Raw genomic sequence first — 16777 nt, 5'->3', positions numbered from 1 at the left:
GCGCTTATTTGGTGGTGTAGCCACCATTGATCAACAACGTCTGACCGGTGATCCACCAGCCGTCCGTCACGAGATGACGGATCAGCGGCACGACATCCTGAATGTCGGTTAGCCCCGTCTTGCTGAACCCCGACAGCGATGCAGCGGTCTTGTGATACGCGACCGCATCCGCGCCTTCGGCGGGGTAGAAGAACGGCGTATCCATCGGCCCCGGTCCGACAGCCGTCACTGAAATTCCACGCGCACCAAATTCCTTCGATGCCGCGCGCGTGAAATGCTCGACGGGTGCCTTGCTGCCCGCATAGCTCGCGTAGAAAGGTGTGAACGCACCGAGCAGCGACGTGACGAGCGTCACGAGCTTGCCGTTGTCCTCGAGATGCTTGCCTGCCTCCTTGATGAAAAAGAACGCGCTCTTCGAGTTGACCGCGAACATGTCGTCGTACTCGGCTTCGGTAATCTCGACGAACGGTTTTTTCAGAACCTTGCCGACCGTGTTGATCGCGATGTCGATGCGGCCGAAGGCGCTCTTTGCGTCGGTGAACAGTTTCTCGACTGCGGCCGCCGTCGTTAGATCGGCCTGAAACGCGCGCGCCTCGACGCCGGACTGCTTGATGGCCGCAACAGTCTGCTCTGCCGCATCCGCCGTCGCTGCGCTGTTGTAGTGAACCGCCACCGCTTTTACGCCGTGCGCCGCGAGATCGCGCGCGATCAGGCCGCCCAGATTCTTGGCGCCGCCCGCGATGAGTGCGACCTTGCCGTTGAGCGAATGATCTGCCATGAAAACCTCCTCGTTACGATGGGACGTTCCAGTCTAGACAAAACATTGTTAAAGATAATCTAGTGAATACTGGATTAATTATCCCGATTCCTGAACAATCGATTCGTGCCAAAGGAAGACGGATATGGACCGACTCGATCAATTGAAGGTGTTCGTGCAGATCGCCGAGATGGGCAGTTTCATCAAGGCCGCGAACCGGCTCGAACTGCCGCGCGCGACGGTGTCCGCGGCGATCCAGCAACTCGAAGCCGCGATGGGCACGCGTCTATTGCACCGGACGACGCGCACGGTGCAGCCGACCGCCGATGGTCTGCTGCTCGTCGAACGCGCGCGCGAACTGCTTGCGCATGCCGACGAACTCGATGGGCTGTTCCATGCGCGACTCGATGTGAGCGGCCGACTCACCGTAGATGTGCCGAGCCGGATCGCGCGTCGTCTGATCGCACCGATGTTGCCGGGGTTGCTGCGGCGTCATCCGAAGCTGGAGCTGGCGCTGCGTTCCACCGATCGTTCGATCGACCTGATCCAGGAGGGCGTCGACTGCGTGATACGCGTGGGGGAACTGACGGATAGCAGTCTCGTCGTCAGGCCGCTTGGGCATATCGCGCTGATCAACTGCGCGAGTCCCGGTTATCTGAACGAACATGGCGTGCCGGCGCATCCGCTGCAACTGGAGCGCGAGCACTGGATGGTCGGCTACGCGTCGCCGACAACCGGGCGCGAACTGCCATGGGAATATCTGACCGATGGCGAAGGGCGCGCGTCGTATGTGGCGGTGCCGAGTCGCGTTATCGTCAACAACGCTGAGAACTATATTGCGTGCTGTCTCGCTGGCGTAGGGTTGATCCAGATTCCGCGCTTCGACGTGCAGTATCTGATCGATCAGGGGCGGCTCGTGGAAGTGATGCCGGAGTGGCGTGCGGCATCGATGGATGTGTCCGCGCTGTATCCGCACCGGCGGCAGCGCTCGCGGCGGCTCAATGTGTTTATCGACTGGTTCGAGGAACTGATGCAACCGCACCTTGAGCATGCGCGTTAGGCGTGTCATGGTGTGCTGCGATTACTCGGTTTCGAGTCAGGTTCGGGACATCAATCGTTACCGCGTGCGACCGCTCTCGTACATTGCGCCATGCATATGCCGTAGTTCGTACTACGGCATATGCCGATGCGTATCGTTTGACACGTACCGTTTGATCTTCAATTTTTCTCAATGAGAATTTTCGTGCTCGCTATCGATTCGATACGTACGCGCCGACGTACTTCCTCTTGCTAAAGCGGCGCGGCCTTCTCGCAAGGCACTTTCGGTGATCGGCAGGCAACACGACAGCGACCCGCTGTCGTCGTACCAATCCTCATCAATACAGAAATTCGTACATCGATATAAGCAAATATCGGTGGACCGGTTTTATTTCAGACCATTACATTCTGGGTTCCTTATAAAAAGAGATACCACGATGCAGCGGAAAATCTATAAGAAATGATGGCCTGATTTCGTAGTCGGGTTGTTGCGACCTGCGTTTCGTCGCGCGGAAAACCTGCTTCCAGATCGCCCGTAATCCCTCTCTCGTACATTTCCATCGCTGGCTTCTCGTCGTAGAGGCCGGATGGGTCACGTCGTGCCTAAGCATCGGCGAGATCTCTTATATAAACAACAATGGGTACTTCGAAAGGTAGCCTGCATTCCATCGGATTCCGACTGATCTGCGTCGGACTGGCGAGTCTGTCTGGCGTGGCCGCATATTCCGTTAGCGCACAGGAAACCACACCGGCCGTTTCCGCAAGTGCGGCGATTACCGCAAGCACACCCGTGGCCGCAAGCGCAGCGCAAGACGTGGTCAAGGGCGATGCCGTGAGTCTCAAACCGGTCGTCGTAACCGGATCGCGGATTCCCCGTTCGCAAAAGGAAGGACCGACGAGTGTGACGGTCATCACCAGCAAGGACATCGAGAGCAAGGGTTACCGGAATGTCTACGATGCGCTGGCGCAGCAAACCCAGAATACGGGATTTACCGAGGGTGCGGACTACGGAAATACCTTCACGCCTGCGGCAAACACGATCGATCTGCGCGGACTAGGACCCAATCACACGCTGGTACTGGTCGATGGACACCGGGTGGCCGATTATCCGGTCGCCTACGACGGCAACGTCAACTTCGTGAACCTCGCGAATATTCCGTCCGAGATGATCGACCGGATCGAGATCCTGAACGGCGCTGCGTCGGCAGTCTACGGTTCCGATGCGATCGCGGGCGTTGTGAACATCATCATGAAGAAGCATATCGATGGTGTGGAGGTGAACGTGAAGGGCGGCACAACACAGGGAGGCGGCGGTACCAACGGTCGCCTGCAGATATCGGGCGGCAAGGACTTCGGCGCGCTGAGTACCGTCTTCGGCATCGAGGTCAGCAAGACCAATCCGATCTGGTCGGCGCAGCGCGACTTCATGTCGTCATCGACGCTCGAGGGAGAGACGCCGACCTCGATCTGGTCGCGCCAGAATCTCGATACCGGACAGTACCTTGGTGGGCCTGCCGCTTGCGGTGCGCTCAGCGGTATCCATGCATTTGGCGGCAGCGTAACGAGCGTCAATGGACAAGGCGGCTCGTATTGCGGCAGCGGCAAGGCGAGGCCGGACTTCTGGACCACCCAGACAGACAACAGTAGCGAGAACGTCTATGCGGGATTCGAGTACCGTCTGAATGACAAGACGACGCTGTTCGGCACGGCCTCAGGTGCATGGGATCAAACCAGAAACAATACGCGCGGACCGATCTGGACGTCGGCCGCGGCGACTACCGGTTACTTTTTCAACCAGACGACGGGCGCAGATGAGGTGTGGAGCAAACGCTTTGCGCCGGAGGAGATTGGCGGCGCGACAGCGTGGGACAAGCAATGGAACGATGTGTCCGGCAATCTTGCTCTCGGTGTGCGCGGTGCAATCGGCGACAGTAGCTGGAACTACGAGGCGACTTATAGTGCGTCCGGCTATCAGAGCCGCGCGACAGTGCCGCGTCTGGATTCATCCATCAATACGTACTATCTGGGACCGCAACTGGGCACAACCGCTGGTGGCGTGCCGATCTACGCACCCAATGCTAACCGCTTTGCAACGCCGCTCACGGCGTCGCAGTTCGCATCGCTTTATAGCGAATCCGCGAGCCAGAACAATACGTGGACGCAGAATCTCAGCCTCAGTGCTAACGGCGATCTGTTCAAATTACCGGCTGGTATGGTCAAGGGAGCCGGCGTGCTCGAGTACGGTACGCAGGGGTTCAGCAATACGGCCGATCCGCTGATCTACCAGGGCGCATACGACAACGCTAACGATACGGGAACCTTTAGCGGCAATCGCAAGCGCTATGCGGCTGCTGTCGAACTCAACATCCCGATCATTCATCAACTTGATGCGACCGTGGCGGGTCGCTATGACGACTACTTCTATAGCGGTCGCAGCGCGGGAAAATTCACCTACCAGCTGGGCCTCGAATATCGACCGATCAACACCTTCCTTGCGAGAGGCAACTACGGGACGAGTTTCCGCGCACCCGATATGAATTATCTCTATCAGGGCAAGCAGAAGGGTTACTTCGAGAGCACCACCGACTATTACCGCTGCAATCAGTCCGGTGAGCCCTTAAGCAATTGCGAGTTCGCGAATGTTTCCCCGGGCTCCAACTATATCCAGACCGGCAACACGAACCTCAGGCCGGAAAACGGCACATCGTGGGGATATGGATTTGTGCTGTCGCCGACTGCGGACGTGGATTTCTCGGCCGATTACTACAACATCCGCATCGACAACCTGGTCACGGTGATCGATCCGGATAACCTGTTGCGTACCGAAGCAAAATGTCGCGAGGGACAACTCAACATCAACTCGCCGGATTGTCAGGACGCGCTGTCGCGCGTGGTGCGCAATCCACTGACGGCAGTGCTTAACCCCGGCGCGATCAACGAGATACTCGTGAACCCGATCAACGCGGCGATGGAGCGGACCAGCGGTTTCGATCTGACCGGCAAGTGGCGTTTCAAGACACACGGATACGGGAATTTTTTGTGGACCGCCAATTTCACGAAAGTCTTGAGCCACAAATACCAGCAGTACGCGAACGGTCCGGTGCAGGACTTGCTGCATTCGCTGCAGAATCCCACTGGTAACCCGGAGTGGCCGGACAAGCTGACCGTCAGCGTGACCTGGTCGATTGCCAAATGGATTTCGACCTTGCAGGTCGAGCGCTACGGCAAGGTGCCCAATGCGGCGCAGACGGCGTACCTGTCGCCGACGGCGCTAGCCAACCTGAGCGTGGCGCATGAGTTCAGCAAAGACACGTCGGTCACGCTGATCGTGAACAACCTGATGAACACCATCAAGCACGACGATTCCGGCGGATGGCCGTACTATACCGTTGGCTACTACATGCCTTACGGGCGGACCTTCTGGCTGGAATTCGATCACCGCTTCAACTGAGCACTACTGGAGAACCAGAACATGAACATTCGACTTCATCATCTGGCGGCATCGATCATGCTGATTGCATCGAGCGCGGGCTTTGCTGCTACCGCACCGTCTGCCGCCCCGACCGCGACCGTACATTTACCGCCTGGCATCGCGTGGCAGCAGGGCGATGTCGACGCAGCATTCGCATTGGCTAAGACCTCCGGCAAACCGTTACTGCTTTATTGGGGCGCTGTCTGGTGTCCGCCTTGCAACCAGGTCAAGGCAACCATTTTCAGTCAGCAGGCATTCAAGGATCGTTCGTCGTTTTTCGTTCCGGTCTATCTCGACGGCGACAGTGCGAATGCGCAGAAGGTAGGCGAGCGATATAAAGTGCGCGGCTATCCAACGATGATCCTGTTCAAACCCGATGGAACCGAAATCACCCGGTTGCCTGGCGAGGCCGATCCCGATCGCTACATGCAGGCGCTATCGGCGGGCTTGAATGCAGCGCACCCGGTCAAGCAGACCTTTGCGATCGCACTGAAAGACGGCGCGAAACTGACTCGCGACGACTGGCGCATGCTGGCCAACTACTCATGGGACACCGATGGCGATTTGCCGGTGCCGGAGGATCGCATCAGTGCGACGTTGCAAACGCTGGCTCGACACGCAAAGGCCGATCACGCACCGGCCGAGTCGCAGCGGCTTGAGTTGACCGCGGTGAACATCGCCGCATCCGGCGATCCGAAACAAAGCAGCACGCTAGACAAGGCCGCTGCGCTGGCAACGTTGCATCAGGTGTTGCAAGACCCCAAGCTTAGCCGCGACGACTTCGATGCTCTGATCGAGAGCCCCGCGGACGACACGACCTATCTCGTCGGCAAGGGCACGCCGGGACAACGCGATCTCGCGAAGCAATGGGACGCGGTGCTCACGCGTCTGGCCGCCGATAGTTCGTTGTCGACGACCGACCGCCTGTCGGCGCTCGATGGCCGGGTGAACCTCGCGCGACTCGACACGCCGAAACCGGCACCGCTCGCTAAACCGCTACTCGATGCAGTGCGCGAGCAGGTAGCCGCGGCGGACAAGGCAACGACCAGTGCGTGGGAACGGCAGTCGGTGATCAGCGAAGGAGCCGAGACGCTGACTGATGCCGGGTTGATCGATGAATCGGATACGTTGCTGAAGTCGTCGATGGGACGTTCGCCCGCTCCGTACTATTTCATGTCGGAACTCGCAGCGAATGCGAAGGCACGTGGCGACAAGGCTGCTGCACTCGACTGGTACCAACGTGCGTACGATGCATCGAGCGGACCGGCGACCCGTCTGCGCTGGGGCGCGAACTACTTCGCTGGAGCCGTCACACTTGCACCTGACGACACTGCACGCATCCAGCACGTTGCATCGGATCTGCTCGTGCAGGCCGGTCAGACGCCTGGCGCGTTCTATGGCACCAACCGACGCGCACTGAACAAGGTCGTCACGCAACTCGCGCAGTGGAACAAGGGCGGGGCACACGATTCGACGGTGAAGGTGATCGTCAAACAGTTCGAAGGCGTGTGCAGCAAGCTGCCTGCCGGCGATGCGGCGCTAGCGACGTGTGAAAGTCTGATCCGGCCGGTTAAGGTTTGAGATTGAACAGCAGGACGAACGGTGCAAGCGATGCGCTGCGGTGATCCGCAGCGCACGCGTATTAATTCTGCGACCCCAGCCAAGCATCCGTCAGCCCAACCTCATAAGCAGCAATCAACTGCTGTAGATGCGTACTGGGATGGTACGCATCGGCGAACATATAAATCTGATCCGCATTGGGCGCCACATAGGTGGACGGACTACAAAAAAGCGCGCTGTCGGAATCCGCCGCATAGGGAATCGGCAAGGGAATTGGCCCGCACGCCACCTGTGTAGCGTTGCTGCCGTCGTACTGGAACCCAAGGCTCTGGAAATTAGCGGCGGTCTGATTGAAGAACGTATAAGCGTCGATCTGTAGCACGGCCGCAGAAGAAGGCAATGCAGATGCCAGCGCCGTATTCAACGCCTGCGTGATCTGCTGCAACGCCTGCATCGAACCTGGCAGTTGCTGCTCCGCCGCCGCACCGGCCGGTGTCTTGCTGAGATCAGGTACGTTCTGCACCGCAACGTGCTTCGCGCCGTTTGCGAGCAACGTCTGCACGATGCCGGCCAACTGAGTACCCACCTGTGCAGCAGTAGGCAAAACCGCTGTCAACGCAGTGGCCGGATCGGTTCCGGACTGAACCGCATTCACCCACGCGCCATAAACATCCTGCACATCGTTACCGCCGGCCTGTATCAGCACAAGCTGATGTGTGTTGAAGCGTTGATGCTGACTGAGGTAAGCCGAGACCTGCGAGGTGACCGGCGTTTGCAACTCGCCGGTGTCGCCGGTGGCATCGCCGGGATTGGGCGGATTCGCCACACGCGCACCGCCTTGTGCATAGCCGAACCCGTTGGGGAGAGTGACGCTCGGTTGGCCGAAGCCGCCTGTCAAGGCCGGCGTCAACGTGACGTTGTAGTGCGCGGCGATTCGCTGTACTGCGATCAAGCCTGGATTAGTGGTGTAGCGACCGCCGCCGAATCCGCTAGCGTACGCATACGTACCGACGTCGGACAAACTGTCGCCGAACGACACGACCTGTTCGATCCGGTTTGGGTTATCGGAGGAAATACCGCCGCCACCGCAGGCGGACACTGTCAGGCAAGCAGCGCAACTCAGGACAAGATGCGACCAGGACCTTGAACCCATAAGCACCTCGGCAGGTAGGAGTGAAGGCAAAGCAGCGCTTGCTGCCTTGCATAGCAATGCCAAGGTTCCACGTTGTACCGATCTGCTGGCGGATAGTCAACGTGATTGAACGTCTGAAAAACCGGCTTCGTCGTTAGCAACCTTCGCACGACGAAGCCGTTTCCCGCTTAGCCTCCCAGCGCCGGATCGCTCTTGCTGGCACGGCCCGTTTCGACGTGTCCACCCAGACGACGGACGAAGCTTTGATCCGTATCGACGGTGATGGTCAGGTCGTACCAGCCGTATACCTTGCGTAGGTCGAAATACAGCGTCTGGGTGTCGCCGCCGCGCACGCGTTTCGTGATGACGTGACCCGGGTTGTACGCATCCGCGATCGTAAACGTGCAGGCGGTGGTACCGGTATTGCGCAACCGCAGATCGAGGTTGCCGTTCGCGACGTCGTAGCCTTCCGCGACTTCCGGAATAGCCGTTGCGCCGTTGCTACCGTCGAGTCCCGCCAGCGTCCCTGCAAAGCGGCGCAGGAAGCTGTTCGGTCCATACACCGTGTAGTCGAACGCACCTTCATGCTTGAACGGCAACAGGTAGTCGACGAGACGCTTGCCGGCTTCGACCGTGTACGTGCGCGGCCCATAGATGCTGCCCGCCGAATACACGAGCAACGATACGGCGGCACGGCCCGTGTTGACGAAGCGCATCGTGAGACGGCTGCTGCCGGAGTCGTGAGCGACACGCACAAAGGTTTCGTAAGGCAGCGCGCGCAGCGGACGCACACCGGCTTCCTGTGTCGGTACGGACTGCTGGGCAGGCGGCACCGGTACATAGTCGGGATGGCGCAACTGATCGGGCGGCACGTAGCCGGCCGTGCTCGGCAGCGAGGGGAACGCGTCGTTCGGGTTGATGAAGTTGAACGCGGACGTGAGGTCGCCGCTCACTGCACGGCGCCACGGCGTGATGTTCGACTCGGGGATGTTGTACTGCTTGCCGAAGCGCGCTTCGATAAAGCGGATCACCGATGTATGGTCGAACAGTTCCGAGCACACCCAACCGCCTTTCGACCACGGCGACACGGCGATCAACGGCACGCGCGGTCCCATCCCGTACGGGCCGGCTGCGTAGCTGCTGTTGCCGGCGAAGTTTTCGTTCGAGGTATCGACGGTCGACAGGCCGTTGGTGCCGTTCGGTGCGAACGGCGGCGGCACGTGATCGAAGAAACCGTCGTTCTCGTCGTAGTTGATCAGCAGGACCGTCTTGCTCCACAGGTCCGGGTTCGACGTCAGCACCTGCAGCACCTGGTCGATGTACCACGCGCCGTAGTTGACCGGCCAGTTCGGGTGTTCGCTATACGCTTCCGGTGCGACGATCCACGAGACCTGCGGCAACGTGTTGTTCTGCACGTCCTGGCGCAGGATGTCGAAGAAGGTGCCGCCCGCGGAAACGTTCGTGCCGGTGCGCGCCCTGTCGTACAGCGGGTTGCCCGGCTGCGCATTGCGGTACTGGTTGAAGTACAGCAGCGAGTTGTCGCCGTAGTTGCCGATGTAGGGATCGTTGGTCCAGCCCCACGAACCCTGCGCGTTGAGCCCGGTCCCCTGGTCCTGGTAAATCTTCCACGTGATGCCGGCGTTTTGCAGGACTTCCGGAAACGTCGTCCAGCCGTAGCCGAGTTCCGAGTTGTCGATCACCGGGCCGCCGCCGCTGCCGTCGTTGCCGACCCAGCCGGTCCACATGTAGTAGCGGTTCGGATCGGTCGGTCCGAGCAGCGAGCAATGATACGAGTCGCAGATCGTGAACGCGTCGGCGAGCGAGTAGTGGAACGGCATGTCGTCGCGCGTCAGGTAAGCCATCGTCGTGGTGCCCTTCGACGGCACCCACTGGTCGTAGCGGCCACCGTTCCACGCGGCGTGCGTGCTGCTCCAGTCGTGCGGCAGATCCTGCAGGAACTGCAGGCCGAGGTTCGGTGCGGTGGGATGGAACGGCAACACGGTGCCGGCTGCGCCGTCGGCGGTGAGCGGCTGGTTCCACACGGGCTGGCCGGTCGGCAGATTGATGGCACGTGTATCGCCAAAGCCGCGCACGCCCCTCAACGTGCCGAAGTAATGATCGAACGAACGGTTCTCCTGCATCAGCACGATGATGTGCTCGACGTCGCGGATGCTACCGGTCTTATTGTTGGCGGGAATCGCGAGTGCATTGCGGATGCCGAGCGGCAGCATCGACAGCGCGGTCGCGGAACCGGCAGCCTGGGCGGCTGCGCGTAGAAAATCACGGCGATTTTTTGAGGTCATGTTGAGCTTGGATCTTCAGTAAGTGGGTAGAGCGACGGTGCAAACAACTCGGCACGGCACCGTTCCGGGGGCAGCAACTTCAATCGACGGTGTGAATCACGGGTGGGGCGAGACTTGCAGATGCGGATGCGGCTGCGCCATCGGCTTGCGACGAAGCAGCGGCGGGTGTGGCAACGATCGTGGAGGGCGAGACGTTGAAAGCGGAGGCGGATGGCGCGCTGTCCTGCGCCGATTGAGACGATTGAGCCGACGAAGCAGCGGCGTCGGACGCGTGGGCGCCGTCGTCGCTGCAGGCTGCGACGAGTGCGCAGCAGCAGAACGCCAGCACCACAGTGGGGCGTTGGAGCTGGCTGATTAAACGTTTGCTACGGCGTACAGCGAAACTGCGGAATTCTGGGGGGAATTCGGGGGACATGACGCTCTCCGGCACTCAAGCAGATTGCCGGGCGACGTGTCGACGCACGTTGGCCCTGCAGTCAACAAGCATAACCAGTAGCGTGTTTAGGAATTGTGAATCCGGTGCGATGACCTTGCCGCTCCGGATGGTGCTGCGTTCAAGCTTTCGGGAACGTTACCGCATGTGCGCCGATTTAGCTATCGCGCGTCGTGTCAACGAACGCTGCGATCGCGTCGTTCAGTGCACCGGGTACATCGCGATGCGGCGAATGTCCGCAGTCGTTCAGCTTTGCCAGTTGTGCTTGCGGCACCTGTGCGGCGATCGTTTCGATCTGCGCCATGGTGCCGTAGTGATCGTCATGGCCTTGCACCGCGAGCAATGGACAGCGAATGGCCGACAGCCGCCCGACGATGTTCCAGGCGCGAAACGCCGGGTCGAGCCAGATGTCGTTCCAGCCGTAGAACGCGGAATCGACGTCGGCATGATAGCGCGAGAGCCGTTCGCGCAGGTCGGTGGTTTCGTAGAGGTGTTTCGCTTCGCGGATGCCGTCGATCGTGACGTCCTCGACGAACACATGCGGCGCGATTGCGATTGCGCCGGCCAGCGCGGCGGGGAATGCTGCCGCGTACAGCAGCGCGATCGAACCGCCGTCGCTATGGCCGATCACCCACATCCGCGCACGCGTTTTTGTGTCGACACCAAGCGCGTCGAGCAGGGCGGGCAGTACGTCATGCGCCTGGTGGTGCATGAAATCGACGGGCCAACGTTCGGCGTGCGGGCGCGGTGTGGAGTGTCCATAACCGGGCCGCGAGTAAACGAGTCCGCGCATGCCGAGCCGGGCGCAGAGCGTGTGTGGCCAGTCGCGCCACGTTGCAACCGAGCCGGCGCCTTCGTGCAGGAACACCGCGAGCGGCGCATCAGGTGTGCTCGCTTCGAGCCAGCGGTATTCGATGCGCAACGCATCGCGCGTCTCTGTGGCGGGTAACGTAGCGAATTCGCTGGCTGTGGCGGCGGTCGTTGCGTTCGACGGAAGCGGCATGGCGTTTCTCGGAGCCTCAGAGCAGTTCCCGCAGCTTGAAGCGTTGAATCTTGCCGGTCGCGGTTTTCGGCAGGTCGTCGACGAAGATGATATCGCGTGGATATTTGTACGGAGCGAGCCGCTCTTTCACGAATGCTTTTAGTTCGTCGGCGAGTGTGCCCGAATCGACGGCGCTCTGCTTCAGCACGACGAATGCGCATGTCTTGACGAGGCCGCAGTGATCGACGCCGACGACCGCCGCTTCGAGCACCGCATCGTGCTGGACCAGCACCATCTCCACTTCCACCGGCGAGACGTACTGGCCGCTCACCTTCAGCATGTCGTCGCTGCGTCCTGCGTAGACGTAGCAGCCGCTTTCAAGCCGCCGATACTTGTCGCCGCTCCTGATCCATTCGCCGAGAAACGTTGCGCGCGATTTCTCGCGATTGCTCCAGTACATCAGCGCGGCACTCGGCCCCTTGATGTACAGGTCGCCAACGTCGCCATCGGCCACCGGCTGGCCCGCTTCGTCGCGCAGCTCGACGTCGTAGCCGGGCACGGGCCGCCCGGTCGTGCCGTACTGCACATCGCCGGCGCGGTTCGACAGGAAGATGTGCAGCATTTCTGTCGAACCGATTCCGTCGAGTATGTCGCAACCGAAGTGCGCCGCGAAGCGCTCGCCGACTTCGCGCGGCAGCGCTTCGCCGGCGGACGTACAGATGCGCAGCGCCACGTCGGCGCGTGCGGGCAGGTTCGGACACACAAGCATATTCGCGTAGAGCGTCGGCACGCCGTAGAAGATCGTCGGGCGATGACGCACGAGCCGCTCGAACACGGCGTCGGCGGTGGGGCGTCCAGCCATCAGGATCGCGGTCGCACCGACTGTGAGTGGAAACGTGAGCCCATTGCCAAGCCCGTATGCAAAGAACAGCTTGGCCGCCGAGAACACGACGTCGTGTTCGCCGATGCCGAGTATCGGTTTCGCGTACAGCTGCGCGGTCCAGTACAGGTTGGCGTGCGTATGAACGGTGCCCTTCGGCTTGCCGGTGGAACCCGACGAGTAGAGCCAGAATGCGATATCGTCGGCGCCGCTCGAGGTGGCGCGCACGGCGGGCGGTGCATGCTCGATCAGATGACTCAATACATACGCGCAGGGCAGGTCGCCTGCGCCAGGTTGCGAGGCGATCAGCATGCAGCCGTCATGTTCGGCGTCGCTCAACGCTTGCGCGATGACCGGCAACAACGCGCCCGATGCGATCACCGCGCGCGCGTGGCTGTGCGTGAGCATATAGACGTAGTCGGCGCAGGTGAGCAGCGTATTCGCGATCACCGGTACGACGCCTGCATACAACGCGCCGAGAAACGCGACTGGCAACTCGGCGGTGTCGTACATCACGAGCAGGATGCGTTCCTCCGCGTGAATGCCCAGCGAGCGCAGCGCGGTCGCGAAGCGGCGCGCGCGGTCTTCGAGTTCGGCGTAGCTCGTCGCGCTCGTATCGTCGATATAGGCGGTCTTCGCGGCGCGCGTTCGATTGAGATCGAACAGATGCGCCGCGAAGTTGAAGCGCGCGGGTGGCGCTGCTGCGATTTCCTGTGCAGGCGGGCTCGCCGGTGTGTCCAGCAGGGCTTGCATGGTTCCTCCAACGGTGGGGCGGCGTGCGCTCGATCGGTGTCGATGAGATCGCGAGGCGATGGCGATGCGTGCCGATCGGATCAGGCCGGTGTGAATTCGATCGCGCCTTGTGGCAGCAGATACAGGATCAGTGCTTCGCCGCCCGCGACCGTCGGACGATGCGCGCTACCCGGCCCGTAGACACACCAGCCCGCCGGGTGACCATCGAACGTTGCGCCTGCGTCGAGCGGCATGATCAGATCGATTTCGCCGTTCGGATGGACGTGGTGCGGACCGGCAAGATCTTTCATGTCGACGACATCGACCGAGAAGCCGTGGGTTTCCGGCAGCGCCTTGAAGATGCGTCCGTAGCGGATGCCGCCGCCCTCGCGATTGCACAGCCAGCCCTCGGCGACACCGGTGCGGCATGCTGCGGCCAGATCGCGAAAGACAGTGCTATCCGCCGGCCACGTTGCATTGAGCCAGCCGGCCAGCTCACCGTCGAGCGGACGGTCGGCCAGTTGCGAAGTAACGCCTGCGATGAGGCGCTGAAAATCGTCAGGGGACATGGGGGTCTCCGTGGACCGCCGGCCGCACGTCAGTGCATGCGAGGCCGGCGACCGTCTCCGGGACGCGGCCGCTAAAAGCGGCTGCGTACGTCAGCGTTTGTTATTCCGCCGGGTTTTGGCGAAAATTAACCGCTTGCTTGATGCATGTCAAGCACTATAGTACATATTCAAGCGGACATTGAACCTTTCATATGAAGCAAACTTACTCTGCTGACCCCGTCGCCGATGTTCCCGATGCCGATGCGCCAAAAGGCGAGCGCGATCCGTTTCTCACGGCGATGGGCGAGCGCGTGCGACTGCTGCGGGCGCGCCGCGGCATGACCCGCAAGGCGCTCGCCCAGGAGACCGGTCTTTCCGAGCGGCATCTGGCGAATCTGGAGTCCGGGGTCGGAAACGCCTCGGTGCTGGTGCTGCGGCAGATCGCGACGACGCTCAACTGTCCGCTCGCGGAGGTGATCGGCGACGAGACGACGTCGTCGGCCGAGTGGCTGCTGATCCGCGAACTGTTGCAGGGCCGGGACCAGGCCGCGCTGCAGCGCGCGCGCCTCGCGCTCGCGGAGATGTTCGCGCAGGCGCCGCGCGATCCGCATCGCAAGGACCGGATTGCGCTGATCGGGCTGCGCGGCACAGGCAAATCGACGCTCGGCCGGATGCTCGCGCAGGAACTGAAGGTGCCATTCGTCGAGCTGAACCGGGTCATCGAGCAACTGGCCGGCTGTCCGCCGTCGGAGATTCATTCGCTGTACGGCGCGAGTGCGTACCGGCGGTACGAGCATCGAGCTCTGGAGGCCGTGATCCATGAGCACGAGCGCGCGGTGATCGCGTCGCCGGGCGGGCTCGTGTCGGAGGCGGGGACGTTCAACGCACTGCTCGCGCACTGCTTTACGGTCTGGCTGCAGGCCACACCCGAAGAACACATGCGGCGCGTGGTCGCGCAGGGCGACCTGCGGCCGATGTCGGGCAACAACGAAGCGATGGACGACCTGAAGCGGATTCTGGCCGGTCGCGGCGAGCTGTACGGGCGCGCGGACATGACGTTCGATACCAGCGAAAAGACGCTCGCCGACGCCTATCTGCAACTGCGCGACCGGCTGGCGGCGCGGCTCGCAGCCGAGACGGCGGAGGATCGAGGCATCGAATGATGCACTAAAGTGCTTTACATGGGAAAAATAATGCACTATTGTTCGATCAAGCCTGCATCGAACAGCGTGCATTTATTTGGAGACGCCCCATGTCCATAGCCGAAACCGTCGCTCCTCTCGCGACCCAGCCGGTCGACTATCGCACCGCCCCTGCGCAGTACCGGCACTGGAAACTGAGCTTCGAAGGTCAGGTCGCGACGCTCGGCATGGACATCGCCGAAGACGGCGGCATTCGCGACGGCTACAAGCTGAAGCTCAATTCCTACGATCTCGGCGTCGACATCGAATTGCACGATGCGATCCAGCGCATCCGCTTCGAGCATCCGGAAGTGCGGACCGTGGTGCTGACGAGCCTCAAGGATCGCGTGTTCTGCTCGGGCGCGAACATCTTCATGCTCGGTCTCTCGTCGCATGCGTGGAAGGTCAACTTCTGCAAGTTCACCAACGAAACGCGCAACGGCATCGAAGATTCGTCGCGTCATTCGGGGCTCAAGTTCGTTGCCGCTGTGAATGGCGCGTGCGCAGGCGGTGGCTACGAACTCGCGATGGCATGCGATGAAATCTGGCTGGTGGATGACCGCTCGTCGTCGGTTGCGTTGCCGGAGGTGCCGCTGCTTGGTGTGCTGCCGGGCACCGGCGGTCTCACGCGGCTCACTGATAAGCGCAAGGTCCGGCACGATCGCGCGGATATTTTCTGCACCGTTGTCGAAGGGATTCGTGGCGAGCGTGCGAAGGAATGGCGGCTCGTCGACGAAGTGGTCAAGCCGAACCAGTTCGAGCAGGCTATCCAGGCGCGCGCGCTCGAACTTGCTGCGCACAGCGATCGTCCGGCCGAGGCGCAAGGTGTTGCGCTGACCCGCATCGAACGCGTCGAACGCAGCGACGGCCTCGGCTACGCGACTGTCGACGTCGCGATTGATCGTGCGAAACGTACCGCTACCTTTACCGCGAAAGCTCCCACAACGCCGCAACCCGACGACATCGACGGGATCGTTGTAGCCGGCACGCAGTGGTGGCCGCTGCGCTTCGCCCGCGAACTCGACGACGCGATCCTGTCGATGCGCACCAACGAGCTCGACATCGGCACATGGATCTTCCGCACCGAAGGCGATGCGCGTGCGCTGCTCGCCGTCGACGCATCGTTGATGCAGCACCAGCAGCACTGGTTCGTGCGCGAGACGATCGGCCTGCTGCGCCGCACGCTCGCGCGCATCGACGTGTCGTCGCGCTCGCTGTTTGCGCTGATCGAACCGGGTTCGTGTTTTGCCGGAACGTTCGCGGAACTCGCGTTCGCGGCGGACCGCACCTATATGGCCGCGCTGCCCAGCAACGAAGACGAAGAGCCGGTCATCACGCTGTCGGAAGTCAACTTCGGTCTGTATCCGATGGTCACGCATCAGTCACGCCTCGCGCGACGCTTCTATGACGAAGCGGCGCCGCTCGACGCGGTCCGCACGAAGATTGGCTGCTCGATCCGCCCGGTCGAAGCCGAGCGTCTCGGGCTCGTGACCGCAGCACCCGACGACATCGACTGGGCCGACGAAATCCGCATCGCACTCGAAGAGCGCGCGGCGATGTCGCCCGACGCATTGACCGGTCTCGAAGCGAACCTGCGCTTCAACGGGCCGGAGACGATGGAGACACGCATCTTCGGTCGTCTCACCGCGTGGCAGAACTGGATTTTCAACCGGCCGAATGCAGTGGGCGAGAAGGGTGCGCTCAAGGTGTACGGCAAGGGCAGCAAGGCGCAATTCGACGTCGCGCGAGTTTGACGCGC

At 61.4% G+C, this 16777-nt stretch carries 12 protein-coding genes; 5 read left to right on the top strand and 7 right to left on the bottom strand.

Annotated elements, in window-relative coordinates:
* Positions 1-4 precede the first annotated feature (4 nt).
* On the bottom strand, positions 5-778 hold the full coding sequence (locus FNZ07_RS26540; RefSeq protein ID WP_091020467.1) for an SDR family oxidoreductase: 774 nt from the start codon (positions 776-778) through the stop codon (positions 5-7).
* Positions 779-902: 124 nt separating this feature from the next.
* Here FNZ07_RS26540 and FNZ07_RS26535 point away from each other — a divergent pair, with 124 nt between their 5' ends.
* From FNZ07_RS26535 to FNZ07_RS26525, 3 genes are all read left to right on the top strand, one after another.
* Positions 903-1817 carry a LysR family transcriptional regulator gene (locus FNZ07_RS26535; RefSeq protein WP_091020466.1) on the top strand — a complete coding sequence of 305 codons (915 nt, stop codon included), beginning with the start codon at positions 903-905 and terminating at the stop codon, positions 1815-1817.
* 690 nt (positions 1818-2507) lie between these two features.
* Positions 2508-5246 carry a TonB-dependent receptor plug domain-containing protein gene (locus tag FNZ07_RS26530; protein ID WP_245811756.1) on the top strand — a complete coding sequence of 913 codons (2739 nt, stop codon included), beginning with the start codon at positions 2508-2510 and terminating at the stop codon, positions 5244-5246.
* Between the two features lie 21 nt (positions 5247-5267).
* Positions 5268-6848, top strand: coding sequence for a thioredoxin family protein (locus tag FNZ07_RS26525; protein WP_091020463.1), 1581 nt, complete (start codon positions 5268-5270; stop codon positions 6846-6848).
* A gap of 61 nt (positions 6849-6909) precedes the next feature.
* On the opposite strand, the gene FNZ07_RS26520 is transcribed toward FNZ07_RS26525, so the two are convergent.
* The 6 genes from FNZ07_RS26520 to FNZ07_RS26495 form a co-directional block, all read right to left on the bottom strand.
* Positions 6910-7980 carry an SGNH/GDSL hydrolase family protein gene (locus FNZ07_RS26520; RefSeq protein ID WP_091020460.1) on the bottom strand — a complete coding sequence of 357 codons (1071 nt, stop codon included), beginning with the start codon at positions 7978-7980 and terminating at the stop codon, positions 6910-6912.
* A gap of 167 nt (positions 7981-8147) precedes the next feature.
* Positions 8148-10262, bottom strand: a complete 2115-nt coding sequence (locus tag FNZ07_RS26515) for a phosphocholine-specific phospholipase C (RefSeq protein ID WP_091020458.1) — start codon at positions 10260-10262, stop codon at positions 8148-8150.
* Positions 10263-10341: 79 nt separating this feature from the next.
* A complete protein-coding gene (locus FNZ07_RS26510; protein ID WP_143098188.1) occupies positions 10342-10677 on the bottom strand; it encodes a hypothetical protein in 336 nt (111 codons plus the stop codon).
* Between the two features lie 175 nt (positions 10678-10852).
* Positions 10853-11698 (bottom strand): alpha/beta fold hydrolase, encoded by an 846-nt coding sequence (locus tag FNZ07_RS26505; RefSeq protein WP_091020456.1) that lies wholly within the window; start codon positions 11696-11698, stop codon positions 10853-10855.
* Between the two features lie 16 nt (positions 11699-11714).
* The gene (locus tag FNZ07_RS26500; RefSeq protein WP_091020454.1) at positions 11715-13310 is read right to left on the bottom strand and encodes a benzoate-CoA ligase family protein; all 1596 of its coding nucleotides are present in this window, start codon (positions 13308-13310) and stop codon (positions 11715-11717) included.
* Positions 13311-13390: 80 nt separating this feature from the next.
* Positions 13391-13858, bottom strand: a complete 468-nt coding sequence (locus tag FNZ07_RS26495; protein ID WP_091020451.1) for a DUF4863 family protein — start codon at positions 13856-13858, stop codon at positions 13391-13393.
* 191 nt (positions 13859-14049) lie between these two features.
* Here FNZ07_RS26495 and FNZ07_RS26490 point away from each other — a divergent pair, with 191 nt between their 5' ends.
* Positions 14050-15000 carry a helix-turn-helix transcriptional regulator gene (locus tag FNZ07_RS26490; protein ID WP_091020449.1) on the top strand — a complete coding sequence of 317 codons (951 nt, stop codon included), beginning with the start codon at positions 14050-14052 and terminating at the stop codon, positions 14998-15000.
* 89 nt (positions 15001-15089) lie between these two features.
* On the top strand, positions 15090-16772 hold the full coding sequence (gene boxC, locus FNZ07_RS26485) for a 2,3-epoxybenzoyl-CoA dihydrolase (RefSeq protein WP_091020446.1): 1683 nt from the start codon (positions 15090-15092) through the stop codon (positions 16770-16772).
* Positions 16773-16777: the final 5 nt, after the last annotated feature.

The organism is Paraburkholderia megapolitana (genome assembly GCF_007556815.1).
Taxonomy (GTDB): Bacteria; Pseudomonadota; Gammaproteobacteria; order Burkholderiales; family Burkholderiaceae; genus Paraburkholderia; species Paraburkholderia megapolitana.
This window is presented reverse-complemented; position numbering and strand designations above follow the sequence as displayed.